Raw genomic sequence first — 23714 nt, 5'->3', positions numbered from 1 at the left:
GTGCGCCGGTGGGTGAGAGACTGGCCCCATGGCTCATGAACGTGCTGGGAAACCTGCCCAGGAATCCGATCTCATCGATGTCGATGCCGTCCTGTCGGCCTACCACGACATCACTCCCGACCCCTCCAACCCCGACCAGATGGTTGTTTTCGGCACCTCCGGTCACCGCGGCTCCTCCTTGGACGGCGCCTTCAATGACGCCCACATCGCCGCCACGACACAGGCGATCGTCGAATACCGTGCCTCTCAGGGCGTCGATGGCCCGTTGTTCATCGGCAAGGACACCCACGCCCTGTCCATGCCCGCGTGGACCACTGCCATCGAGGTGTTGCGTGCCAACGACGTCGAGGTCGTGGCCGAGCATGACGACGAGTGGACCCCGACCCCGGCGGTCTCGCGAGCCATCATCGTCCACAACCGTCTGAGCGAGGGACGCCAGGCTGACGGCATCGTCGTCACCCCCTCCCACAACCCGCCTCGCGACGGCGGTTTCAAGTACAACCCGCCCCACGGTGGCCCGGCCGACACCGATGCCACCGGCTGGATCGCCGACCGAGCCAACGAACTGCTCGCCGATCCGTCAGGTATTCGTCGTAAGCCCTACGAGCAGGTGCGCGACGAGGTGTCGCGTTACGACTACCGCAGCGCCTACTGCGACGACCTGAGCAATGCCATCGACCTCGGCGCCATCGACGAGGCAGGGGTGCACATCGGTGCTGACCCGCTGGGCGGGGCGTCGGTGCAGTACTGGGAGTACATCGCCGATCACCTCGGCATCGACCTGACGGTCGTCAATCCCAAGGTCGACCCGACGTGGCGGTTCATGACCCTCGACACCGACGGCAAGATACGCATGGACTGCTCCTCCCCGTCGGCCATGGCATCCCTCATCGCCAACAAGGATGCCTACGACATTGCCACCGGTAATGACGCCGACTCCGACCGTCACGGCATCGTCACCCCTGATGCCGGGCTCATGAACCCCAATGCGTACCTGGCGGTGGCGATCAATTACCTCTTCGACCACCGTCCTGGTTGGGGACCCGACGCCGGCATCGGCAAGACCCTGGTGAGCTCTTCCCTCATCGACAAGGTGGCCGCCGATCTGGGCCGCCGCCTCGTCGAGGTGCCAGTTGGCTTCAAGTGGTTCGTGCCCAGCCTCATGCGCGGCGATCTGGGATTCGGTGGCGAGGAGTCTGCGGGAGCCTCCTTCCTCGACCTCGACGGCCGGACCTGGACCACCGACAAGGACGGCATCCTGTTGGCCCTGCTCGCCAGCGAGATCAAGGCCGTCACCGGGCGTTCTCCCTCCGAGCACTATGCCGATCTGGAGAGCCGCTTCGGCAAGTCCTACTACGCCCGTATCGACGCCGACGCGAACCGTGAGCAGAAGGCTCGCCTCAAGGCCCTCTCCCCCGACGACGTGTCTGCCGAGACCATCGCTGGGGAGAAGATCGAGCGGATCCTCACCAAGGCCCCCGGCAATGGCGCTCCCATCGGTGGCATCAAGGTCATCACCGAGAACGCTTGGTTCGCTGCCCGTCCCTCCGGTACCGAGGACAAGTACAAGATCTACGCCGAGTCCCTGCGTGACGCCGACCATCTGGCCGCCGTGCAGGCCGAGGCCCGCGAGATCGTCGACAAGGCCCTGACGGCCTGACGCATGACACCGTGAGGAGGACATCGCCCCGACCACTTCCCTGCGGTCGGGGCGATGCCGCGTCCATCAGACAATCACTGCCGCGCACCACAGTCACTTGGGATGGGCCAGGTTCGTCCGCAAACCGGCCATCTGGATGACGCGCTGGATCGTCAGGTCGCGATCCTCGGGATGTCCGACGTAGGTGATCTCCCGCAGACCTTGATCCTGGGCTGCCGACTCGAAGACGAAATGGCCATAACCGAGCACGCGACCAAGGAAGGGTTGCTCAACCGAAATGTCGAGAATGCGAGTCATGGGCATCGTCGCCAGGTGCTGATCGAAGATGCCATGGACACGGAACACCCGCATATTGGTGATGACGAAGCGGTCCATGTGGTCCAGATGAAAACGTAACACTCCCCAGATCGCCAGCATGATTCCCATCACGAAGGGGATACCCCACCACCGCTGCGCAAAAAGCGTCGAGATGAACAACAGACTGGCCAACACCATGGCGATTGTCGGGGCTACCAGGACGATCCAGTGCTTGGCAACCTCGTCGATGACGTATTCTCCCTCGTTGACCAACAGGTGGCGGTCAACATCGGGGTCGATGAAACGACCGATGATGCCGGGCAAGGTCAGGACTGCCCACCCAGAGCCCTGATGAACCCGAAGAGCCCGCTGAAGAAGCCGCGAATCACTCGAGCAGGTTCACTAAGGCTCCTTGCTCGGCACGTGGCCCGGGGAAGGGCACAGGGGCATGACACCGTCATTGTTGACCGAAAACGTCACGGGCACCACGCGCAACGCCGGGCAGCACCGACATCGGCAGGACGCCAGTTCTCGTCAGGGTTTCAGCGCTGCGGCCAGCAGATCACGGTGCGCCTCATGAGCCCGCCCGGGCAAGGTCACTCACGGTCGCGTCGCAAACCCACCCCGGCTGAACCCGGCTTGGTTGGCAGTGCAAGGATGAAGACATGGAGAACTTCAACAATGATCCCTTTGCGTGCGTCGATCACGTCGGTTTTGCCGTCAAGGACATGGACGAGGCCATCAAGTACCACTGCGATGTTCTCGGTTTCCACGTCCTGCTTCGCGAGAAGAATGAGGGCCACGGTGTCGAGGAGGCCATGATCGCCACCGGTGATCGCGGCAAGGAGAGCACCGTCATCCAGCTGCTCGCTCCTCTCGGCGAGGACAGCACCATCGGAAAGTACATTGCCAAGAACAAGAACATGATCCAGCAGGTGTGCTACCGCACCTACGACCTGGACAAGACCATCGCCACCCTGAAGGAGCGCGGCGCCGTCTTCATTGGCGAGCCCTCCATCGGCACCGCTGGCTCCCGCGTCATCTTCCTGCACCCGAAGTACACCGGCGGTCTTCTCATCGAGATCACCGAGCCCCCGGCCGACGGGATGCCTTACAACGACTGATGCCACGCCGTTGAGGTGAGAGATTTTCGGGCTCCGGGGACAGACTCCCCGGAGCCCTTCTCGTCCCGGTGAGTTCCGCCCTTGTCATTCGGTCGGCATTGGTACCGTTGGAGTCACCTATTGGAAGGGGACCATCGGTGAGCACACAAGACGTTTCTGACGGCCAGTTCGACGAGGAGACCGGACTCAACCTCTTCGACGACACCGCCAGCGCGGCCGGTAGTTTCACCCATTCGATGTGGGGTTATGACCGCACCAGCGTCGACAATTACGTCCGGGAGATCGAGCAGCAGGTCTCGACCCTCAAGCAACTCACCCGGCACCTACGCGGGCAGGTCTCTCAGGCCCAGGCTGAGGTCACCCAGACCGATTTCAAGCGTCTGGGAGTTCACGCCACCGAAATCCTCACCGCGGCCGAGGCTCAGGCCACCGACATCGTCACTGCGGCCGGCAACGAGGCTGAGCGCATCAAGGAGGAGGGACGTCGCGTCGCTGCCGACATGCGCGCTGCGGCCCAGACCGAATCCGATGACATCCGCGTCGCCGGACTGGCCAACCAGCGGGAGCTGCGTGACCAGGCCGCCAAGGATTCCCGAGCTGCCGTCGAGCAGGCACGTCTTCAGGCCCGCACCATCGTCGACCAGGCCGGAACCCATGCCGAGGCCGTCGTCACCGAGGCGCGCACCAAGGCTGCGGCCATTGACCAGAATGCCCGTGCTCAGGCATCACAGATCACCGAGACGGCTCGATCCGAGGCTGCGGAGATTGTGCAGTCCGCTCGTCGTGAGGCTGCCGAGATCACTCAGAAGGCGCGCGAGGAGACCGCTGCCCTCACTGCGGAGGCTCGTGCCAACCATGACCAGGCCATGGCCAAGATCAATGAGCTGCTGGAACAGGCGAAGGCTCATCAGCAGGCCAGCAGCGACACCGTCACCCAGCGCACTCAAGAGGCCGACGCCATCCGTAACAGCGCCCTCGAGGAGGCCGAGGCCATTCGCAACCAGGCCGCTCGCGACGCAGAGAACCGTATTGCCACGGCTCACCGTCAGGCGGCCATGATGAAGGAACGTCTCGAGGAGCAGTACGCCTGGCGCAAGGAGCAGTTGGAGCGCGAGACCGCTGCCCTGGTGCAGCGCAAGAAGTCCGTCATCGCCCAGCTCAGCAATCTCAAGGCCCTGGCGGGAGAAGCCGAGAGCGCCTATCCAAACGCTGATCCATTCGCTGAGCAGCCGGAGGCCGACGGCACCGAGGACGCCACCATCGTCATCGACCCGAAGACCCCTCCCAAGACCGACGCCGAGCCGTCTGAGACAGCGGCTCCCCGCGAGGATCAGGCCACCCAGGTGCTTCCAACCGTCAAGGGCGACACCCAGAACGGTGCCACTCCAGCTCAGCAATCAGAACCCCAAGGCGATCAGGGCGACGAGTCCGACGACGAAAAGACCCAGGTTCTCTCAGCAGGTCGTACTCCCAAGAAGTGAGGTGTGCCCCACACCGTGAGTGGCCTATGCCCGTGACTGGCCCCTGACCATGAGGTCGGGGGCCACGTTGTTGGGTTGGCAGCCTGGTGTGATGACAGGTCAGAACAAGCGGTCTTCTGGATGGTCCATGCCACGCAGGGCGTCGTAGTCGACGGTGACGCATTCGATGCCCCGATCCGTGGCCAAGGTGCGCGCCTGTGGCTTGATCTTCTGGGCCGCGAAGACTCCCCTGACCCGATCACCCAACAGGTGGTCGCGGTTCATGAGTTCCAGATAACGGGTGAGCTGTTCGACCCCGTCGATCTCGCCTCGCCTCTTGACCTCGACAGCAACATAGACACCCTCGGCGTCACGACACAACAGATCCACCGGGCCGATCGGCGTCATGTACTCGCGCCGAACCAGCGACCACCCTTCCCCGAAGGTGTCAGGGTTCTCGGCGAGCAGCTCCTGGAGATGGGCCTCCACCCCGTCCTTCTGCAGACCAGGATCGACTCCCAGGTCCTCGGTGACGTCAAGGATCTTTGGCCCCAGCAGGATTTGCAGATGATCTCCGGTTGGGGCATCTACCTCCCAGACCTCTTCGACCTCGGCGTCAATGCCAGCTACGGCAGCAGGCTCGTCAGGCAGGCATGGACGAGTCGTCAAGGTGCAGGGAGAACTCATCCAGTTCAGTGGCTTGTACGCCCGGTCGTCAGCATGGACGCTCACCGAGTTGTCTGACTTGACGACGATGAGCCGTTTCGCCCACGGCAGATGGGCGCTGAGACGACCGGTGTAGTCAACCTGGCAGAAAGCGATGACGAGACGCACAGGGTCGGACTCTACCTGCACCTCAGCCTCCATCTCGAACGCCATCGTGACGCTGCACTCTGCGGCGCCCACCCCGTCGGCATTGTCCGCGGCAGCACCGCGTGCGGCACAATGGGCCCCATGGGTCGTCATCATGGTTCGAGCAAGTGGCAGCGTCGGCCCCGACCCCTCAATGCGGCCAGTCATCCCCATGCTGAGTCCAAGAGGGATGGTCAACACGTCGTACGGATGGTGCCCGCTGACCGGGCGCTCAAGGTCTACACCTGTCCGGGGTGTCTCCACCCCATCCAACCGGGAACCCCGCACATCGTCGCCTGGCCGCATGAACCGTCAATGTTCTCCGAGTCCCCCGTCGAGGAACGTCGTCACTGGCACACCGGATGTTGGAGGTCGCGGCCATGACTGAGCTTCATGTAACCACCCTTGGCGACGGTCGTCAGGACGTCTACTGGTGCCACGGAATCTTCGGGCAGGGGAAGAACTTCACCCGGGTCGCCAAGGACCTCCTCGCCAGCGGCCCGGACGCATACCGCTGCATCCTCGTGGACCTGCCCAACCATGGCCGTTCCCCCTGGACACGGGATTTCTCGTACCCGGACATGGCTGAGGCCCTCGCCGAGACGGTGAGGACGACCAGCGCGGATCGCCCGGTTCACCTCCTGGGCCACTCCATGGGTGGCAAGGTCGTCATGCGGACAGTCCTGGACAATCCCGACCTGGCGCGCAGCCTGACCGTCGTCGACATGGCACCGGTGGACTCACGTCTCACTCGCCTGGCCCCCCTCGTTGATGCCATGAAGTCCATTGATCTGGACGCCCTGACCACCCGACGCGAGGCTGAGGACCAGATGCGCCAGGAGGTCCCCTCGGCGACGATCCGCCAGTTCCTGCTGCAGAACCTGCGACACGACACCGGTGAGAACGAGCGCTGGTACTGGCAGATGAACCTCGACCTGCTGGGCAATGATTTGTCCGACGTTGGGGCCTGGCCCCCAGTCACCACGACATGGGACGGACCGGTGTTGTGGATCACCGCCGAACAGTCTGATTACGTCGGCCCGGACCATTCCCAGGCCATACACGAGTTGTTCCCCCAGGTGCGCCGGATTCGGGTGAAGAACTCCGGGCATTGGGTGCACTCGGACCAGCCGGCAGTGTTCGTGCAGGTTCTGGCAACCTTCCTGTCGCACTGCCAGGCGGACTCGGCCTCCCGCTGAGGCTCAGCCCATCACCACCGCGCCGATACGGGTGTCAACCTTGGGAGACCTCCCGTCATCGGAGACCCCCTCGCCAGCAATGTCAGAGATGGCGTCGACACCCTCCGCATCGATGCTTCCGATGACCAGGAATGAATCTGGCAACGTGGAGTCGCCGTAGACCAACGCGAACTGCGATCCGAGCCGATGCTGGGAATCTGCGACCAGGGCCAGGGTGCCCGCTGCGACTGACCCGCCAGTCTTGGCCTTCTCAACCGGGTAGGAGTACCCGGGGCCGCCGTTACCAGTGCCCGACGGGTCGCCGCACTGCAGGTATTTCGTGTCCCCGGTTGACAGTTTGTGACACGACGTGTCGTTGTAGAACCCCTGCTCAGCCAGGGACAGGAAGGAGTTGACGGCGCAGGGAGCGGTAGCACGATCCACCGTCAGCACCACCGGCGTGTCATTGATCGTCAAGGTGACCGGCGTCGACCCGGTCTTCTCAATCTCGTCGGAATGAGGCATGTCGACAGGACGAGCCGCCTTGCCCGTCACGGCATAACCACAGGGACCGCTGGCCGCCACTGGCGTCGGTGTCGTCGTCGTTGCTGGAACAGGGGCGGGACTGGCCTGGACTTCGTGGGTGCTGGCAGGCTGGCTCGCAGCCGTGGGAGACGCCGTCCACCAGCGATCAGGAGTATCGCTGACCCCGGGCACCTCTCCTCTGGTCTGTGAGCATCCGGCAAGCAGGCAGAATCCTGCAACGGCGACCGCGGTGGCTGCTCGGTGCGTCATCGTCATGGAGTCGGTCCTTCTGTCGTTTTGGCAACGCGGTCAGGCTACCCACCGCCACAACGGAATAGAGTGAGGACTCACGGGGTTGCATCAACCTGAGCTCAATGGATAGGGAGGACACCCATGGATCAGCACAGCGATCCGTACAGCTGGCATCCCGGAATCGTGGGGCCTGATCAGGAGGTGTCCACCCTCATCACTCTGGTGCAGTCCTTCAATGACACCGGACGGGTTCAGGCACGGGTACGTGACGCGATCTTCTCCGAGCTGCCTCACCACGAACTCGGTGAATTCGACATTGATTTCCTGCTGGATCACCGCGACACCCGTCAGCCCATCATCTTCGACACCGACCATTTCGAGGGATATGAACGTCCTCGCATGGTCCTTCACGAGGTCACCGATCAACTCGGACAGGCCTTCCTGGTCCTCGATGGCCCCGAACCGGCTCTGGGCTGGGAGTCGATGGTCTCCTCGTTGACCGACCTCGTGGACTCCATTGGTATCCGTCTGACGGTCATCACTGATTCGATTCCGGTGCCCACACCTCATACTCGCCCCGCCACGATCACCCGATGGGCGTCGCGTCCCGAGCTCATCCTGGGATCGGCCTCATCCTTTGGCCGCGTGCAGGTGCCTGCCTCCTTCCCGGTCGTCCTCGGGCAGCGGTTGGGGGAAACCAACCACGCCGTCATCGGCCTGGCATCCCATGTGCCCCACTACCTGGCTGACCTCGACTACCCGGAGTCGGCCCGCGCCCTCGTCGAGGCCCTGCGCGGCGCAACCGGGCTGGCCCTGCCCATCAACCCTCTGGCGATGGCTGCCAGGACCGTCCATGCCGAGATCGACGCTCAGGTCGAGGGATCTGAGGAACTCAAGGCCATGCTCCATGCCCTCGAGGAGCAGTACGACTCGCGAGTTGCCCAGCGCGAACTCGGTACCACTGAGGTCTCCGTCCCTGACGCCGAGGACATTGGCGCCGAGGTCGAGGACTTCCTACGTTCCATCGGCGACAGCGACCAGGGCCGGGACGACTCGAGCGATGAGGACACGTCCTCGGGCCCACGACATGGTGGCGGCGGGAACTCCGACGACGACACCTCCGGTTACCGTCCCCGTCGCGGAGGCGATTCGAACGAGTAAGGGCACTGTCGCTACCCGGTCATAGACTTCCCGCCATGGATCTGGGAATCGACTTGGGAACCACCTACACCGCGGTGGCTGCTGTTGACAACGGAAATTATCCCCTGCTGCCATTCCTCGACACTGAAGGAGACTCGCACGACCAGCTACCCAGCGTGAGCGCGGTCGTCGACGGGTCCTTCGTCCACGGTTTCCAGGCCCGTCAGGCGATGGCCGATGGAGCTCCTGGCGTCCGCTCGGTCAAGCGCCTCCTGGCGGCCCCCGGAGCTGGCCCATCGACCTTGGTCCGCATCGGGGAGATGGAGATCCCGTTGGTCGATCTGTGGGCTGACTTCCTGCATCATGTCATCTCGTGTATTGACGTTCCCGGTCCTCACCGTGGGGTCCTCGGCGTACCCGCCCATGCTCACACCGGGCAACGCCTCGTGACGATGGATGCAGCACGCCAAGCCGGCATCGAGGTGCTCGGGCTGGTCAACGAACCATCTGCGGCCGGGTTGGAATTCGCCCTCCGTCAGGCTCGCACCCTCAATTCCAAGCGCACCAGGGTCATCATCTATGACCTCGGTGGTGGCACCTTCGACGCATCCCTGGTCAACATGGCCGGCCAAGGCCCCGAGGTCCTCGACTCCGTTGGTCTCAATGACCTTGGTGGCGACGACATCGACGAGGCACTGGCTGACCTGGCCACCCGTCATCTCGGTGAGGCCTGCGTCGATCGCGACGAGCTCGTCGAGGCATGTCGGATCGCCAAGGAAGCCCTGCGTCCCCAGTCACGCAACCTCCTCGTCGACCTCGACTCGACGACGCTGCGCATTCCGGTGGCCGAGGTGGCCGAAGCCTGTCAGCCACTGGTCGATCGCACCATCGAGGCCATGGACCCGTTGTCCTCGCTGCTCAAGAACACTGACTCCGACATCGCCGGCATCCACCTCGTCGGTGGCGCCACAGCCCTGCCGATCGTCCCCCGCCGCCTGCGCGAACTCTACGGCAGGCGGGTGCACCGTTCTCCCAACCCGACCTCGGCCACCGCGATCGGTCTGGCCGTCGCCGCTGACGCGGACACCCTGGGAATCCGTGACCGTCTTTCCCGCGGTTTCGGGGTGTTTCGCGAGACTGAGTCCGGACGCGGCGTCGGCTTTGACGTCCTCACCGATCAGAGCACTCGGCTTTCCGGGACGACGACGATCACTCGCAGCTACCGGTCCCGTCACAACATCGGTGTCTTTCGTTTCGTGGAGTTCTCGCGAACTGACGCCGCGGGCGAACCGGTGGGAGACCTCGTCCCCTTCGCGACTGTCGTCTTCCCCTTCGACGCGGCCTTGCAGAACGCGGGCACCGATCTTGACGCTGACCGGGTCGAGGTGCACGAGGTTGACGACGGTCACCTCATTGAGGAGACCTACACCATCCTCGAGACCGGTATGGTCACCGCGACGATCACCGACGTCGACACTGGATGGTCCACCACCGTTGCCATGGGACGCCCCACGACGACGAGCACCGGTTCGGTGCATCGATGAGCCCGACCGACAAGCCATCCTCGCTGCGCCAACTACTGCGCAAACTGATCACCATTCGCCCCGATCCGGGACGCAACAAGCAGGCGGTCATTCTCACCATCCCGATGGCCGTGTCCTTGGTGACGATGGGTCTCCTCACCGACCCGACCCATGCGGCCATGGGAATGATGGGCGCCATGAGCGCGCTGGCAGGCAACAGCAATGCCCCGCTGTCGCGAGCTCGAATCCTCCTCGGTGTCGGCATGGCGACGATCTTCGCCCAGTGTCTCGGCCTGTTGTCCATGCGGGTGGAATGGCTCATGCCGTTCCTCCTCGCCGCGTGGACCCTCGTCGTCATCTGGACGTGGCACGCCCTGCAGTTGGGCCCGCCAGGCCCGCTCAACATCCTGTTCGCCGGGGCTTTCGGCGCCTACATGGCCAGCCAGGGCTGGACGATCGGAACGATCCTCACCTCGACCGGTCCTTCCTTCCTCATCGCCGCCGGGGTGTCGATGATCATCAGCTTCATCTCGCCCCACCGGCCGGTACGACTGGCCGTCGAGAAGGCCGAGACCGCGGTCAACAGGTACTGCGAGCCCGACGAGGAGGTCGAGGCCCACGAGGTGGCCCGGCTGCGCTCGGCGGCGCACGCAGCCATCCATCAGGCGTGGTGGGCCTACCATGACGGCCACGCGACCAGGGTCGACAGCCCATCGGAGAAGTCAGAGCTTTCCGACCTGAGAGCCCGCCTCGTCACGGCCCACATGCGCCTGGAACACCAGCTGAGGCTGGAAGCCTTCCCGTCTGCTGACCTGTCCCTTCCAGACCATCTGGAGTGGACTCCGCTGGGCCGACCCAAGACCAGTTACCTGCTCAGAACAGCGCTGGAGCGTGGCTCCCGGCCGACGATGCTGGGGCTGCGCGCAGCCACCGGTGTCTTCTTCTCCGCCTTGCTCATGATCCTGTTGCCCTTCGGCCATCCCTACTGGGCCATCCTCAGCGTGCTCATCCTCATGCACATGGACGCCACCCGCTCCGACATGACCATCCGGGCCATTCATCGCGTGCTCGGGACGATCGTCGGTCTGGGGCTCTACCTGGCGGTGGCGGCCTTCAGGCCCTCAGGTTGGGTTCAGCTCGGCCTCATCATCGTCTTCCTGTGGACGATGCAGGCCTTGATTACGCGCAATTACGGCCTCTCCTGCATCTTCATCACGTGTTTCGCGCTACTCATGACACCCTTGACCCACCCCGGTGAGATGTATCAGTTGGCCCAGGACAGGATCATCGAGACCGTCGTCGGTCTGGCCGTGGGCATCATCACGATCCACGTCGTCGGTCGGCGGGCTCCGGTGCTCCTGGTGCGCAGCCAGTACCGTCGCACCTTGCGCTCGACGATGCCTGTGCTGCGGTCGCTGGAGGAAGGCCACACCAGTAGCCCGCAGGCCCAGGTGGAACGCAACCAAATGGTTCATGAATTGATTCGCGGGTCTGCCCTGCTCTCTGCCACCCGCCCTGATGCCCCACAAGCCCTGCAGGACTGGTCCCGGGTCGACCGCACCGTCACCGAAACCGGCTATGACCTGCTCTCGGTGTGCTGGCACACCATCGACGAACCCGTCCCATGGGCACGCCGAATCCTGGCCGACATCGCGATCTTCATCACCGGGCTGCCCCCGATCTCCAGCCAGAACCTCGATGCCCACACTGTTGCCGACCAGGTGGAGAGAATCCGCCGTGACATGGTCACATCCCTGCCGGGGGTCGAGTGAACGAGTACCTCGTCCTGACCGACCCCGTCGAGGCTGAACTCGACATCAAACGCTCGATCTTCCACACCAGACTGGTCCGCGTCGAGACCGAGGATGCGGCTCGTGAGGTCATTGCTCAGGCCAGACGAGATGGCCACGACGCCCGTCACCACGTGTCCGCCTTCGTCCTTGGCCCCGATCGCCACGCCCAGCGCTGCAGCGATGACGGCGAGCCTGCTGGCACCGCTGGAATGCCGACCTTGAACGCCCTGACGGCCTCGAGTACTGCCAACCAGCCACCACTGTCGGACGTCGTTGCCGTCACGAGCCGGTGGTTCGGTGGCATCAAACTGGGCGCAGGCGGCCTGACCCGTGCCTATGGAAACGCGGTGACCAATGCCTTGGACTCGGCGTCGCTGCACCGTCGGATCCTCATGGACACCTTCACAACCCTGCTCGACCTGAGCCAGGCTGGCCATGAAGAAGGACTCATCCGAGCTGCCGGGCACGAGGTGCTGACGGTTGAGTACACCGCGGATGGGGCTGTCCTCACCCTGGCTTGCCAGGCGGGTCAGGGCGACCATCTGGCCGTGGAACTGGCCGGACTCCTGGGCCGTGACGTCGGTCTGGTCCCGATGGCACAACGCTGGGTCGACCTCGCGCACTGAGACTCGACGAGTGCGATGGCCTAGGCTGGCAAGGTGCACACATCTCAGCCGCGCACCGTCGCAGTCATCCACAACTCGGTGAAGACGGCCAACAATCCCCGGTGGCGCACTCTCATCGAGGACAAGTGTCAGGAGCACCTGGGGGTCAACCCGTACTTCCTGCCCACCACCCATGATGATTTCGGTCACGGTCTGGCCAGCGAGGCCGTTGCTGACGGTGCCGAGCTCGTCCTGGCCCTGGGCGGCGATGGGACGATCCGTCAGGTCGCGGCTGGCCTGGCAGGTACCGGAGTCCCGATGGGGATTCTGGGCATGGGGACGGGCAACCTGCTGGCCCGCAACCTCAATCTGCCCCACACTGATCTGGGCGCATCCCTCGACGCCGCACTGACCCGCCCAGTGCGGGCCATAGACCTTGGTTACGTCCGTTTCGATGAGTCCGAGGAGATGTGCTTCACCGTCATCATTGGCATGGGCATGGATGCTGACACGATGGCCGGCACCCAGGACCGCCTCAAGGACAAGGTCGGCTGGCTGGCCTATGTGGCCGCAGGGCTCCACACCCTCATTCAACCCGGGTTCCAGGTTCGTGCCAGCGTCGATGGTCGCAAACCCATCGTCACGAGGGCGCGCACGGTACTGGTGTGCAACTGCTCGATCATGCCGGGTGGTGTCGTTCTCGTCCCCGAAGGACGCATTGATGACGGCACCCTCGACGTGCTGACCGTCTCCCCCCACGGCATCGTCGGATGGGTCGCCGTCGTCAACCACTTCATCACCCGGCATCGCCACGGGCACCGCCTGGTGCGTCACGCATCCTCACGAACAGCGTTCGTCAAGTCTGGTTCCGGTCCGATTCTCGCAGAGGTCGATGGCGATCCGGTGGGCATGGCGACGGCGATGAGGACACGGGTGGCCCCCGGAGCTCTCCTGGTGCGAGCCTGAACCCTCCCAGCGCGAGCCTGAGGGCTTTACCGACCAGAGGGCTAGCCCCGACCCGTCAAGCCTGGACCAAGGCGTGAGCTAGGTCGCGTCCCCGATGAGCGGCGTCCTTGAGGAAGGCCGGGAAATCCGAGACGGCGTCACCGTCCGCCGAATCCGACAAGATACGCACGACGGCGAAGGGCACCCCCAGGTGGCTGGCAGCTTGGGCCAGGGCCGCACCCTCCATCTCCACTGCGCTGGCGTCAAAGGTGGTGCGCAGCCAGGCAACCTTCTCGGCCTGGGCGATGAACTGATCGCCGCTGACAATGGTTCCGGCCACGACCTGATGACCGCGCGGCTCCTCGAGAGCTCGCAGCGCCCCGAACACCTTGTCGAAGAGGGCAGGGTCCGGCTCCCAGAAGGCCGGCTCCCCCGGGACGACGCCGATGGGGCTGCCAAAGGCGGTGTCGTCGGCGTCATGCTGGCAGAACTTGTCCCCGACAACGACGTCGCCAATTCCCAGGCCGGGAGCCACGGCTCCGGCGACACCGGTGAAGACGATGCTGCTGGCCCCGGCCTGAACCATGGCCGAAGCTGCGAGGGCCGCATTGACCTTGCCGATACCGCACTTGGCCAGCACCACCGGTGCTCCGTCCAGCCGACCGCGCAGCACTTCGCACGGACCGTCCAACTCCACGACCTCGTCAAGGTCTGCACGGATGAGGCGGACCTCATCCTCCATCGCCCCCATCAGACCGAACACGCCGTCACAATCCTTCGCCTGTCGCCACCACGATTCGAGGGACCGATGGTCTCACTCGAAGGGAGTCGGATCACCGGCGCCGCGGCGCGTGATCAGTGCTTCCCCGGAGGTGAAGTCAACCACTGTCGTGGGTTCGGCGCCACAGTCTCCCGAATCGATGACGGCATCCAGATGGTCACCGAGTTCGTCCTGCACCTGCCACCCATCGACCATTGGGGTGTGGTGCCCAGGCATGATGAGGGTCGAGGAGACGATGGGTTCGTCGAGGACCTCCAGCAGGGACAGGGCCGTCACGTGCTGGGGAACCCTGACACCCACGGTCTTCTTGCGCGGGTGCAACATGACCTTCGGGACGTCGCGAGTCGCCTTGAGGATGAAGGTGTATCGCCCGGGCACGGCCGCTTTGACGGCCCGGAAGACCCAGTTGTCCATCTGGACGTATTGCCCAACCTGGGCGAACTGGCTCATGACCAGGGTGAAGTGGTGCTTGTCGGACAAGTCGCGAATCTTGCGTATCCGCTCCAAGGCGTCCTTGTTTCCCAGCCGTGCCCCAAAGGCATAACCCGAGTCGGTCGGGTAGGCGATGAGGCCACCGTCACGCAGGATGTCAACGACGTGGTTGATGGAACGGCGCTGTGGGTTCTCCGGGTGCACCGGAAAGTACGTGGACACCGTGTCATCGTATCGCCGTGGCGACGCCACACGGCCCTCATCGAGCCATCAACGTACACATTTCCCGTGCCTGACCGTGGACCTGGGTCATGCCGACCAGCGAGAGCAGATGAGTGGGTCTGGCGACCTGGATGGCCACGCTGACGGTGTCGCCCTCGACGGCAACGACCGGTTGACTCATGCCGCTGATTCCAGTCCCACGGGCCGATTCCTCGGCGGCCTTACGCGCCGGGCCGGAACCGTCCTGTCCCACCAGTTGGGCAGCCGATCCCTCCTCGCATCCAGCCCGGGCTGCCTCCGCAGCGACGGTGTGGGCCACCCGCACCGCCCTGGCTCGTTCCGCCCCGTCCACAGCCACCCCAGCGGCAATCAGAAGGAGAGGAAGCAATACCGCGACGACGACGGACAAACTGACGCCGCGGCCGTCTCCTGGCCGGGAAGTGTCCATCCTCTGCTCACCGCTCAACCCTCGGTGACACAACTCATGACATGTCATGCCATGACACCATCACGAGCCCGCACGTCGTGAAAAGGGTTGACTTTTCCTCCCCGGATGTGCCGGTTTCACCTCGTGCCATAGGCTTGATGACGTCATCGTCCGACGAACGAAAGGTTTCCCCATGGCCGTCAAGAAGGTCGCCCTCCTCACCGCCGGTGGCTTCGCGCCCTGTCTGTCCACAGCGATCAGTGGTCTGATCCAGCGCTACACCGAGGTCGCTCCCGAGGTCGAGATCATCGCCTACAAGCATGGCTACCAAGGCCTGCTCAAGGGAGACTTTCTCGAGGTCACCGACACTGTTCGCAAGAATGCCGACATCCTCAAGCGTTTCGGTGGTTCCCCAATCGGCAACTCCCGCGTGAAGCTCACCAACGCCGCTGACCTCGTCAAGCGTGGGCTCGTCGCCGAGGGCGAGGATCCCCTCAAGGTGGCTGCTGACCGTCTGGTCGCCGACGGGGTCGACGTCCTGCACACCATCGGTGGCGACGATACCAACACCACCGCCGCTGACCTGGCCGCCTACCTGGCCGAGCACGACTACGGCCTGACCGTCGTCGGTCTGCCCAAGACCATCGACAACGACGTCATCCCGATCCGTCAGTCGCTGGGCGCCTGGACCGCCGCCGAGCAGGGTGCCCGCTTCGCCCAGAACATCGTCGGTGAGCACAACTCCGGGTCCCGCATGCTCATCGTCCACGAGGTCATGGGACGTAACTGCGGCTGGCTGACCGCAGCCACCGCCGCCAAGTACCGCGAGTGGCTCGACACCCAGGAGTGGCTGCCCGAGATCGGCCTGTCCAAGGAGGCGTGGGACGTCCACGCCGTGTACGTCCCGGAGGCCCACATCGATCTCGAGGCCGAGGCCGAGCGCCTCAACAAGGTCATGGACGTGGTCGGTAACGTCACCATCTTCCTGTCCGAGGGTGCTGGCCTCGACGCCATCATCGAGGAGATGGAGAAGGCCGGTCAGGAGGTCCCCCGCGATCCCTTCGGCCACGTCAAGCTCGACAAGGTCAATCCTGGTGCTTGGTTCGGCAAGCAGTTCGCCGAGAAGCTGGGCGCCGAGAAGGTCATGGTCCAGAAGTCGGGTTACTTCTCCCGTTCGGCTGCCTCCAACGAGGCCGACCTCGAGCTCATCGGCCGTTGCACCGATCTGGCTGTCGACTGCGCTCTGGCCGGCAAGGCTGGCGTCATCGGCCAGGACGAGGAGAACGGCGACGAGCTGACCAACATCGCCTTCGACCGCATCAAGGGCGGCAAGCCTTTCGACACCACGGCTGACTGGTTCGTCAAGATGCTCGACGAGATCGGCCAGGCTCACTGACGACACGTCAGTGACGTCAGTGTCCGATCACACGACGAGAGGTGGGGGGAACATCGGTTCCCCCCACCTCTCGCGTCCGACGTGGGTAAGACGATTCAGTCCTGATGCCTGCCCAGGAAGAAAGCTCCCACAGCAAGGCCTGCGGTCACGAGGACGTGGATGACGGGTCCGCGGCGATCCTTGTGCGAGGCCGGTGCTGGGTGGACCACCCCAGGATGTTGAGTGCTCTGCAGACCGGTCAAGGTCGCTGAGGTGAGATCGCCCGCGCCACCTGGCACGGTCTCGTCGTCATCGTGATGAACGACCCCTTCGACGACGCGGTACCTACCAGTTGGTGCCACGCCATCCTTTCCCTCCTTCTCATCCTTCTTGGCCTGCTTGCGAGCACGATCCGCCAGAGCCGCCTCCCAGTGCCCCTCGACGGTACGGCAGTCGTCTCGGCCCAGCAGCGGCTCGTCGCAATCATTCCATTCCTTGTCGATGGCCGGCTGATTGGCAGTCGCGATCCACGCGGCGATGAAGAGGATCAACCGAGCGACGAGGTCAAAGACCAGCATGATGACGATGACCGATCCAAAGGCCTGCGCAGCCTTGTTGGAGCTGAAGGCCTGAACGAGATACCCAGCACCGACCTGCAGCAGGGCCAGGGCGAAACCTGCGGCCAGGGAGCCCTTGAGGATCGGACGCCACACCGGCTTGCCTCGCGGCATGACGGTGTACAAGAAGATGAAGAGCAGCCAGCCGGCAATCGTCGTGGCCACCAGGCCAGCCAGGGTCAACAGCAGGGCATGTCCGGGGACGGTGTCCAGGCCAGTCCATGCGGCCAATACCCCAGCCATCGAGGAGCCGACCTGGGAGGTGACGATCGTCAGCAGGCTCACCAGCAGCAATCCCAGGAAGGCCATCATGTCGGAGAGCTTGGCGCGCACGAATCCGCGGTCGTCGGTCACCATGTCAAAGTCTGGCGCCCATTGCGCCTGAATTCCCTTACGGATGTTTCCGATCCAGCCAATTCCAGCCCAGAAGGCGGTGAGGATGGAGATGATGAACGCCCAGATCGATCCGCCGACCTTCATGGCGTTGTCGATGATGCCGCGAATTTGTTCCTCGTCACCCTGAGGAGTGGCCAGACCCACGACCGAGTCCACCACCTGATCGAGCAGATAAGGGCTCAACCCGCTCAGAATCAATCCCAGCACGGCAAAGGCGAATGCGATGACCGGCACGATCGCCAGCACCGTGAAATAAGTGATGGACGCGGCGAAATGGTTGCCGAGTCGTCGGGTGAATCGGGTGTGGGATCGTAGCAGATGGGCGATACCGGGCCGCTTCATGATGGCGGCAATCATGTCCTTCACAGGGGCCTCCTCAGTGCGAATCATGACATGGAGGCCACATGCGGCGCACGCTCGACGAGCACACCCCTCACGGATGACGGGGGACGTTTCCCGTCAATTCAGCGCCAGTTCAGGAAGCGTGCTTGGCAATTCTTCTGGCAGTGAACTCGTCGAGCTCTTCTTCCTCAGTCGGTTCAAGACGCTCACTCGGCAACTCAGCGAGGCTGCCCTGGACGTCTCGCCAGACCCCTCCCAGGGCGATGGCGAACATTCCCTGGCCACCGCGCAACAGGTCGATGACCTCGTTGTCATTGGTGCACTCGTAGACGGAGACCCCGTCACTCATGAGGGTGACTCGGGAAAGGTCCTCGACGCCATTGCTGCGCAGATGGTCGATGGCCACCCGAATCTGCTGCAAGGAGACCCCGGCATCGAGGAGGCGCTTGACGACCTTGAGCATGAGGATGTCGCGGAAGGAGTAGAGACGCTGGCTACCGGAGCCGCGAGCAGCCCGAATCTCCGGACGAACCAAGCCGGTTCGCGCCCAGTAGTCGAGCTGGCGGTAGGTAATACCAGCCGCACCGGATGCGACGGGCCCTCTGAAACCGATGTCCTCAGGCATCGGGGCGAAGTCACCCTCGAAAAGGGCATCCTGACCGCGACGCGCGGGGCCGTCGAGGGGAGTTTCAACACTCGGCTGGTCACCGGTCGTTGTCATCTCGTCACCCTTCACCAATTCTCTTCGTGGTTTCAACAGCGGAGCACGGTTGCCCCGTCGAACGCCCTTGACGCTACGGCGCGAGCCTCGATCACCATCGAAGCCACGCCGATGGCTTCACGTCGTCCTCACATTCCAGCAACAAATACAATCTTGACAAGGCATTTTATCGTGGACTCACGGTCAACCAGAGGTCGAGGGTCCGGGCCCGAAGTCATCCGGGCTGACCTGATCCAAGAACTGCCGGAACTCCTCAACGGCATCCTCCGGCCCAGCGTCCAGGCGGATTCCGGCTGAGGAGATGACCTCCTGGGTGCACCAGATCGGCACCGAAAGACGCAGCGCCAGGGCGACCAGATCGGAAGGTCGGGCGTCGATCCTCATATCTCCCAACACCAACTCGCCGAACCAGATGCCATCCTCGACCTTGGTGATGACGCATTGGGGTTCTTCCTCACACAGCACCGCGACGACGCGGGCAAGGAGGTCATGGGTGTAGGGCCGGATCGGCTCTTCCTCGTTGATGGCGTCAGTGATGGCCACCTTCTCTGGCTCGGCGATCCACAACGCAAGATGGCGACGACCATCGACCTCGCGCAACAGCAGCACCGCCGCCCCGGAAACAGGCTCGGTCCGAATCTCGGCGACCTCGAGCAAGACCATGCGGCCAGCCTAGCGCGGCCTCGTCGTCAATCCGTCACGCAAGTCTCACTGAGCGCCACAGGGCTCAGTTGGCCGACCAGTGCTCCAACATGTCGTAGACCATCGCCGTATGGGCATGCATCATCACCTTGGTCGTCTCGGCAGCAATCTTGGAGGCCTGCTCTGGATGACGAGCGTGCGGGATGAGGGCCTGTTCGATCAGACCAGCCTCGTGCTCGGCAGCCTGACGGATGGCGCGCATGTGACGGGTGTCCATGCCATAGGCAGAGAGTCGGCGGGCCGCGACGCAGACGACGAGAGCCTCCTGCCCGAAGTAGGAGGCCCCCCGCTTGGGACGCACCAACTGATGCCGTTCAAGTTCCATGAGCATGGCCTCGGTGATGCCCGACGCTCGGATGAGCTCACGACGGTTCATCTTGATCGGGCCACGGGTCTGCACGATTCCCTGGCCTTCCGGAGCCTTCGGGACGGCAGTCCCCTCGCTCTCGGTCGGCAACGGCGGCGCCTCGGCCACTGGAGGCTCTTCGCCCCGGTCCATCATCTCCAGATGGTCTCGGATGACACGCAGCGGCTGGAAGTGATCCCGCTGACACGTCAAGATGTAGCGCAATCTTTCCACGTCAGAGTCGGAATACTTGCGGTATCCCGATGGTGCCCTCTCAGGCGACAGCAGGCCCTCGGACTCTAGAAATCGGATCTTGGAAATACTCAGATCGGGGAAATCCGGTTTGAGAGTCTTCATCACCTGCCCGATGGTTCGGACAGATCCTGGCATCAGACGCGACCAGCCCCGCTGGCACCAGAGGCCGTCCCACCGGTGTGGTAGGTCATCCGGAATTTGCCGATCTGCACCTCGTCGCCGTCTCTCAGCACGGCCGAGCCATCGACCAGAGTGCGGTTGACGTAGGTTCCGTTGAGGCTGCCCTGGTCCTCGATGATCATGCGACCGTCGGGCTGACGGATGAACTTCACATGGTGGCGAGAGACCGTGATGTCGTCGAGGAAAATGTCAGATCGGGTGGAGCGTCCAGCCGTCGTCTCATCCTGGTCGAGCAGGAATTGAGCGCCGAGGTTGGGCCCGCGTCGCACCACCAGCATGGCGTTCTCGACCGGCAAGTCGGCGATGTCTCGCAACACATCGGCGGGCAGGTCAAGATTGGGCGAGGTTTCTTCGGCCACCGGCGGTTCGGTGATGGTCGGAATGACGCCAGTGTTGTCCCCAGGGGTGTCGATGGGCACCCCGAGACGGGTCCCGCATCGGGAGCAGAAGTTTGCGCCGTCGTCATTGACGTGGCCGCACATGGGGCACTTGTTCATGTTCGCGTCCTCGCTCTCGGCAGTCTCCGAAATACTCATTCTAGGGCTCACTCCCCCATGGTCGCGAGGTATTCGTCCGGGTCAAGCAACTCGTCGAGCTCCTCGGGGTCGGACAGTCTCATGTCGAACAGCCATCCGTCACCCCACGGGTCTGCCTCGAGCAGGTCGGCGTCAACCGACTGGTTGACCGAGATGACCTCCCCAGCGACCGGGGAGACGAGCTCCCAGCTGCGAGACGAGAACTCCAGATCGCCGCAGATGTCCCCCGCGACGATTTCCTGCCCGTCGTCAGGAAGGGACAATGACTCCACTGGCCCGAACTGGTCAAGGAGGGCCGACGTGACCCCGACGCGTACCCTGTCACCATTACCCGGTCTGATCCACAGGCAATCCGACGTGCACAACACATCATCAGGAATCTCGGTCATCGCCACCTCCATGACACGGCCGACGGAACAATCCTCGTACTGGCAGACTACCGCGCTCAGCCCCTCGATGCCCGCGTCATCTCACCGGTGTGGCGTGAGTCATCGGACGCGGATGGGCGACTGCGGAAATGGTGAGGTCCTCAGACGTCGTGATCGTGACCGAGGCCCCCACCTTGTCGGACTCCATCTGGGAGACCAGACCACCACGGAACCGTGCCCCCTCGCGCAGGGCATGGGGATCCCCCAGGACGGTCAAGGTGTAGGGACGGCGAATCGTCGTTCCACTGACGTCAAGGCCGTCAGGACTGGCAGCAAACCAGGTGTCGGCAACGATGCGAACCTTGTTGTTGACAACCATGGCCTCAGCTCCGGCATCGCGCATCTCCTGGACGGCGTCGAGCATCATGTCGGAGGTGACCTTCTCCTCCGGGTCGTCAATGGTGATCGTGATTCCCGGTCCATGTACCGGAACCGTTCCGGCCAACACCTTCATCCGGGTGAGCCGGTCCTCTGCCTCCTGCTGAGCGACCTTGCGCGAATTGGCCCCCGACTGCAATTCCCTCGTCGTGGCACGCAGGTCAGCAATCTCGGAATCCAGTTGGCGCGAGGAGTCCGAGAGGGTGTCCAGCATCGTCACCAAGTCCGCTCTACTCATCGTCGAGAATGCGTCCTGATTGCGCTGGGAACGCACCTGGGTGACGATCATCACCGAGCACAGACACAAGATGATGGCCACGAGGATCTGCCCGGTCGACACCGAGGCCAAGTCCTTGCCGATCCGGCGCCAGTGATTCTCGGCCCATTCCCGCGGGGCGTGGTGCTCAGGCATGGAGGATCTCACGACGAATCGCGGCAGCATTGGTGAAGATTCGGATGCCGAGCACGACGACGACGGCAGTCGACAACTGCGAACCGACACCGATCTGGTCCCCCACCCAGACGATGAGGGCGGCAATGGCGACATTGGAGAGGAAGGAGACGACGAAGACGCGATCAGAGAAGGTGTGGGCCAAATAGGCACGCACCGCACCGAAAATGGCGTCAAGGGCGGCGACGATCATGATCGGCAGGTACGGCTGGAGGCCAGGAGGCAGGGTGGGATTGACCACGATGCCAATGATGATCCCGGCCACCAGACCGATGAGCGCAATCATGAGTGTCCTTCCTGTGTGCCGATACCGTTCATCATCTGACCATCATCGTCGAGGACTCGCGTGACTCACCGACGCCTTCGATCCCGGCACCGAGATCTGGTCCCTGGTCGCCACCGTATACGTGACCGATGCGTTGTCCCTGAGGTAGGTCAACCAGCGCCCTCCCGGTGTGTCAGCCAGTTTTGCCGGGATCGTCTGGGGAGAGCCGATCGCCTCAATGACATAGGGTCGAGACAATGAGACGTAGTCAACGGTGATCGCCGATCCAGCCGTGCGAATCGCCGTGCGGGGCCCGATCCGGTGGCCATTGATGGCCACAGCCTCCGCCCCGGACTGCCACAAAGCATTGACGAGTTTGCGCACGTCGGCATCGCCCAGTTCACCGTTCGGGGCCGCATTGGTGTCGTCGAGCACGATCCGCACCCCAGGGCCGGTCAACGCGAGCACTGCGGAGTCCTGCCCGTCCTGGTCGTCGACGGGTGTGGCGGTACCTTTCATGGCATTCACGGATGCGCGCAACCTGACCAGCTCCGCCTGCTGAGCCGATTCGTGAGCCTGGGCCGATTGCACGTGGGCGACGAGGTTCTTGCGCTCCCGGGCGTCCAGTGGTTCGCGTGCGGCCGTTGAGCGCCACGCCATCCCGATGAGCACCCCGGTGACGAGCAGGATGACGACGGCGCCCACCCCGACAGGCCGTCGTTTCGTGCTGTCTGGGTTGCGATCGTGAAACCGTTGATACCCCGGGTCCAAGGCCTGCGAGCGGACTTCCCGCAACAGGTCCATCGATGCATCAGGACGCTGAGTCACGACAGCTCACCCCGGCGATCGACCCGAGGCAGGGTGTGGACGATCTGAATGGTCTGGAGGAGGTAGAGGAAGAAGGCCCACCAGTACAGTGCGGTCCCCCAGATCGCGAAGGCCCAGCCGAGAACCCGGCAGACCGTCCAGACGCCAGTTCCGAAGTGGCCCAGCAAGATCAACGGGAAGGAGTACACCAGACAGAAGGTGGCGGCCTTGCCGACGAAGTGCACCGGCAGCGAAGTGAAACCGCGAGTTCTCAGGGCCGGTACCAGGCATGCCAGGCACACATCCCGGGCGATGAGCACAATGACCAGCCACAGTGGGATGACGTCACGCAAGGCCAACGCAATGACCGTGGCGAAGATGTAGAGACGATCAGCGATGGGGTCGAGCATCTGGCCGATGCGCGAGATCTGGTGCCAGCGACGGGCGATCTTGCCGTCGAGCCAGTCAGTGATGCCGGCGACGGCAAGCACCCCGATAGCCCAGCCGTCCTCATGTGGACCCAGTACGAGCCACAGGAAGACAGGTACTCCGATGAGGCGGATCACCGACAAGACGTTGGGAACCGTCCAGAATCGATCGGTGTCCCACAGATCGGCCTGGGACACTTCCTCAGGCGGCAGGGTGCGCGTCACGACGTCCACCTTAGTCATTGAACCTGTTCAGTCGAGGGCCTGAACT

At 63.6% G+C, this 23714-nt stretch carries 26 protein-coding genes; 10 read left to right on the top strand and 16 right to left on the bottom strand.

Translation table 11 applies throughout. The features are described 5' to 3' along the window. Positions 1-28: 28 nt before the first annotated feature. On the top strand, positions 29-1660 hold the full coding sequence (pgm, locus tag O6R08_RS04990; protein ID WP_271418997.1) for a phosphoglucomutase (alpha-D-glucose-1,6-bisphosphate-dependent): 1632 nt from the start codon (positions 29-31) through the stop codon (positions 1658-1660). Between the two features lie 93 nt (positions 1661-1753). Here pgm and O6R08_RS04985 read toward each other — a convergent pair whose 3' ends face one another. Next, on the bottom strand, positions 1754-2281 hold the full coding sequence (locus tag O6R08_RS04985; RefSeq protein ID WP_271418996.1) for a PH domain-containing protein: 528 nt from the start codon (positions 2279-2281) through the stop codon (positions 1754-1756). Positions 2282-2622: 341 nt separating this feature from the next. On the opposite strand from O6R08_RS04985, the gene mce reads away from it, so the two are divergent. Both mce and O6R08_RS04975 read left to right on the top strand, forming a co-directional pair. Continuing rightward, the gene (mce, locus tag O6R08_RS04980; protein ID WP_271418995.1) at positions 2623-3081 is read left to right on the top strand and encodes a methylmalonyl-CoA epimerase; all 459 of its coding nucleotides are present in this window, start codon (positions 2623-2625) and stop codon (positions 3079-3081) included. Positions 3082-3218: 137 nt separating this feature from the next. Further along, positions 3219-4562 carry a DivIVA domain-containing protein gene (locus O6R08_RS04975; RefSeq protein WP_271418994.1) on the top strand — a complete coding sequence of 448 codons (1344 nt, stop codon included), beginning with the start codon at positions 3219-3221 and terminating at the stop codon, positions 4560-4562. A 99-nt stretch (positions 4563-4661) separates the two neighbouring features. Here O6R08_RS04975 and nucS read toward each other — a convergent pair whose 3' ends face one another. Beyond that, the gene (gene nucS, locus O6R08_RS04970; RefSeq protein ID WP_271419256.1) at positions 4662-5408 is read right to left on the bottom strand and encodes an endonuclease NucS; all 747 of its coding nucleotides are present in this window, start codon (positions 5406-5408) and stop codon (positions 4662-4664) included. A gap of 365 nt (positions 5409-5773) precedes the next feature. On the opposite strand from nucS, the gene O6R08_RS04965 reads away from it, so the two are divergent. Beyond that, complete coding sequence (locus O6R08_RS04965) at positions 5774-6592, top strand: alpha/beta fold hydrolase (protein WP_271418993.1); 819 nt, start codon at positions 5774-5776, stop codon at positions 6590-6592. Positions 6593-6595: 3 nt separating this feature from the next. Here the strand turns inward: O6R08_RS04965 and O6R08_RS04960 are convergent, their stop codons facing one another. Further along, entirely contained in the window at positions 6596-7096 is a 501-nt protein-coding gene (locus O6R08_RS04960) for a peptidylprolyl isomerase (RefSeq protein WP_271419255.1), read from the bottom strand. Positions 7097-7489: 393 nt separating this feature from the next. Between O6R08_RS04960 and O6R08_RS04955 the strand changes: the two genes are divergently transcribed. The 5 genes from O6R08_RS04955 to O6R08_RS04935 are packed head-to-tail and all read left to right on the top strand — an operon-like array spanning position 7490 to position 13375. After that, positions 7490-8509 (top strand): PAC2 family protein, encoded by a 1020-nt coding sequence (locus O6R08_RS04955; RefSeq protein ID WP_271418992.1) that lies wholly within the window; start codon positions 7490-7492, stop codon positions 8507-8509. A gap of 35 nt (positions 8510-8544) precedes the next feature. Further along, positions 8545-10032, top strand: coding sequence for an Hsp70 family protein (locus O6R08_RS04950; RefSeq protein ID WP_271418991.1), 1488 nt, complete (start codon positions 8545-8547; stop codon positions 10030-10032). Then, complete coding sequence (locus O6R08_RS04945) at positions 10029-11783, top strand: FUSC family protein (RefSeq protein ID WP_271418990.1); 1755 nt, start codon at positions 10029-10031, stop codon at positions 11781-11783. Before O6R08_RS04950 ends, O6R08_RS04945 begins: the two co-directional genes overlap by 4 nt. Beyond that, positions 11780-12430 carry an IMPACT family protein gene (locus tag O6R08_RS04940; RefSeq protein WP_271418989.1) on the top strand — a complete coding sequence of 217 codons (651 nt, stop codon included), beginning with the start codon at positions 11780-11782 and terminating at the stop codon, positions 12428-12430. Before O6R08_RS04945 ends, O6R08_RS04940 begins: the two co-directional genes overlap by 4 nt. A 33-nt stretch (positions 12431-12463) precedes the next feature. Further along, positions 12464-13375, top strand: coding sequence for a diacylglycerol/lipid kinase family protein (locus O6R08_RS04935; protein ID WP_271418988.1), 912 nt, complete (start codon positions 12464-12466; stop codon positions 13373-13375). A 55-nt stretch (positions 13376-13430) separates the two neighbouring features. On the opposite strand, the gene O6R08_RS04930 is transcribed toward O6R08_RS04935, so the two are convergent. The 3 genes from O6R08_RS04930 to O6R08_RS04920 are packed head-to-tail and all read right to left on the bottom strand — an operon-like array spanning position 13431 to position 15147. Further along, positions 13431-14117, bottom strand: coding sequence for a 5'-methylthioadenosine/adenosylhomocysteine nucleosidase (locus O6R08_RS04930; RefSeq protein WP_456298782.1), 687 nt, complete (start codon positions 14115-14117; stop codon positions 13431-13433). A 51-nt stretch (positions 14118-14168) separates the two neighbouring features. Further along, positions 14169-14789, bottom strand: coding sequence for an L-threonylcarbamoyladenylate synthase (locus tag O6R08_RS04925; protein WP_271418987.1), 621 nt, complete (start codon positions 14787-14789; stop codon positions 14169-14171). A gap of 37 nt (positions 14790-14826) precedes the next feature. Next, positions 14827-15147, bottom strand: a complete 321-nt coding sequence (locus O6R08_RS04920) for a hypothetical protein (RefSeq protein WP_271419253.1) — start codon at positions 15145-15147, stop codon at positions 14827-14829. Positions 15148-15409: 262 nt separating this feature from the next. On the opposite strand from O6R08_RS04920, the gene O6R08_RS04915 reads away from it, so the two are divergent. After that, positions 15410-16612 carry a pyrophosphate--fructose-6-phosphate 1-phosphotransferase gene (locus O6R08_RS04915; protein ID WP_271418986.1) on the top strand — a complete coding sequence of 401 codons (1203 nt, stop codon included), beginning with the start codon at positions 15410-15412 and terminating at the stop codon, positions 16610-16612. Between the two features lie 95 nt (positions 16613-16707). Here O6R08_RS04915 and O6R08_RS04910 read toward each other — a convergent pair whose 3' ends face one another. The 10 genes from O6R08_RS04910 to O6R08_RS04865 all read right to left on the bottom strand — a co-directional run bounded on the left by O6R08_RS04910 (position 16708) and on the right by O6R08_RS04865 (position 23686). Further along, positions 16708-17970 carry a YihY/virulence factor BrkB family protein gene (locus O6R08_RS04910; RefSeq protein WP_333907918.1) on the bottom strand — a complete coding sequence of 421 codons (1263 nt, stop codon included), beginning with the start codon at positions 17968-17970 and terminating at the stop codon, positions 16708-16710. 109 nt (positions 17971-18079) lie between these two features. After that, positions 18080-18667 (bottom strand): MerR family transcriptional regulator, encoded by a 588-nt coding sequence (locus O6R08_RS04905; protein WP_271418984.1) that lies wholly within the window; start codon positions 18665-18667, stop codon positions 18080-18082. 183 nt (positions 18668-18850) lie between these two features. Further along, positions 18851-19330, bottom strand: a complete 480-nt coding sequence (locus tag O6R08_RS04900; protein WP_271418983.1) for a bifunctional nuclease family protein — start codon at positions 19328-19330, stop codon at positions 18851-18853. Between the two features lie 64 nt (positions 19331-19394). Beyond that, entirely contained in the window at positions 19395-20105 is a 711-nt protein-coding gene (gene ftsR / locus O6R08_RS04895; RefSeq protein ID WP_271418982.1) for a transcriptional regulator FtsR, read from the bottom strand. Then, the gene (locus O6R08_RS04890; protein WP_271418981.1) at positions 20105-20686 is read right to left on the bottom strand and encodes an FHA domain-containing protein; all 582 of its coding nucleotides are present in this window, start codon (positions 20684-20686) and stop codon (positions 20105-20107) included. The genes ftsR and O6R08_RS04890 overlap by 1 nt, the downstream gene beginning before the upstream one ends. 8 nt (positions 20687-20694) lie before the next feature. Next, positions 20695-21087, bottom strand: coding sequence for a glycine cleavage system protein H (locus tag O6R08_RS04885; protein ID WP_271418980.1), 393 nt, complete (start codon positions 21085-21087; stop codon positions 20695-20697). Positions 21088-21151: 64 nt separating this feature from the next. Then, positions 21152-21904, bottom strand: coding sequence for a DUF881 domain-containing protein (locus O6R08_RS04880; RefSeq protein ID WP_271418979.1), 753 nt, complete (start codon positions 21902-21904; stop codon positions 21152-21154). Then, a complete protein-coding gene (locus O6R08_RS04875; protein ID WP_271418978.1) occupies positions 21897-22229 on the bottom strand; it encodes a small basic family protein in 333 nt (110 codons plus the stop codon). The genes O6R08_RS04880 and O6R08_RS04875 overlap by 8 nt, the downstream gene beginning before the upstream one ends. A gap of 42 nt (positions 22230-22271) precedes the next feature. Then, complete coding sequence (locus tag O6R08_RS04870) at positions 22272-23012, bottom strand: DUF881 domain-containing protein (protein WP_271419252.1); 741 nt, start codon at positions 23010-23012, stop codon at positions 22272-22274. A gap of 20 nt (positions 23013-23032) precedes the next feature. Continuing rightward, positions 23033-23686: a CDP-alcohol phosphatidyltransferase family protein gene (locus O6R08_RS04865; protein WP_271418977.1), complete on the bottom strand. Its 654-nt coding sequence runs from the start codon at positions 23684-23686 to the stop codon at positions 23033-23035. Positions 23687-23714 lie beyond the last annotated feature (28 nt).

It is taken from the genome of Cutibacterium equinum (assembly GCF_028021195.1).
GTDB classification, from domain to species: Bacteria; Actinomycetota; Actinomycetes; order Propionibacteriales; family Propionibacteriaceae; genus Cutibacterium; species Cutibacterium equinum.
This window is presented reverse-complemented; position numbering and strand designations above follow the sequence as displayed.

Coding starts and splice junctions, on each gene's coding strand:
- O6R08_RS04945 (WP_271418990.1), top strand. CDS start 10,029: ATGAGCCCGACCGACAAGCCATCCTCGCTGCGCCAACTACTGCGCAAA.
- O6R08_RS04870 (WP_271419252.1), bottom strand. CDS start 23,012: ATGGACCTGTTGCGGGAAGTCCGCTCGCAGGCCTTGGACCCGGGGTAT.
- O6R08_RS04950 (WP_271418991.1), top strand. CDS start 8,545: ATGGATCTGGGAATCGACTTGGGAACCACCTACACCGCGGTGGCTGCT.
- O6R08_RS04875 (WP_271418978.1), bottom strand. CDS start 22,229: ATGATTGCGCTCATCGGTCTGGTGGCCGGGATCATCATTGGCATCGTG.
- O6R08_RS04905 (WP_271418984.1), bottom strand. CDS start 18,667: ATGACAACGACCGGTGACCAGCCGAGTGTTGAAACTCCCCTCGACGGC.
- pgm (WP_271418997.1), top strand. CDS start 29: ATGGCTCATGAACGTGCTGGGAAACCTGCCCAGGAATCCGATCTCATC.
- O6R08_RS04865 (WP_271418977.1), bottom strand. CDS start 23,686: ATGACTAAGGTGGACGTCGTGACGCGCACCCTGCCGCCTGAGGAAGTG.
- mce (WP_271418995.1), top strand. CDS start 2,623: ATGGAGAACTTCAACAATGATCCCTTTGCGTGCGTCGATCACGTCGGT.
- O6R08_RS04900 (WP_271418983.1), bottom strand. CDS start 19,330: ATGGTCTTGCTCGAGGTCGCCGAGATTCGGACCGAGCCTGTTTCCGGG.
- ftsR (WP_271418982.1), bottom strand. CDS start 20,105: ATGCCAGGATCTGTCCGAACCATCGGGCAGGTGATGAAGACTCTCAAA.
- O6R08_RS04915 (WP_271418986.1), top strand. CDS start 15,410: ATGGCCGTCAAGAAGGTCGCCCTCCTCACCGCCGGTGGCTTCGCGCCC.
- O6R08_RS04880 (WP_271418979.1), bottom strand. CDS start 21,904: ATGCCTGAGCACCACGCCCCGCGGGAATGGGCCGAGAATCACTGGCGC.
- O6R08_RS04965 (WP_271418993.1), top strand. CDS start 5,774: ATGACTGAGCTTCATGTAACCACCCTTGGCGACGGTCGTCAGGACGTC.
- O6R08_RS04885 (WP_271418980.1), bottom strand. CDS start 21,087: ATGGAGGTGGCGATGACCGAGATTCCTGATGATGTGTTGTGCACGTCG.
- nucS (WP_271419256.1), bottom strand. CDS start 5,408: ATGGAGGCTGAGGTGCAGGTAGAGTCCGACCCTGTGCGTCTCGTCATC.
- O6R08_RS04955 (WP_271418992.1), top strand. CDS start 7,490: ATGGATCAGCACAGCGATCCGTACAGCTGGCATCCCGGAATCGTGGGG.
- O6R08_RS04960 (WP_271419255.1), bottom strand. CDS start 7,096: ATGCCTCATTCCGACGAGATTGAGAAGACCGGGTCGACGCCGGTCACC.
- O6R08_RS04890 (WP_271418981.1), bottom strand. CDS start 20,686: ATGAGTATTTCGGAGACTGCCGAGAGCGAGGACGCGAACATGAACAAG.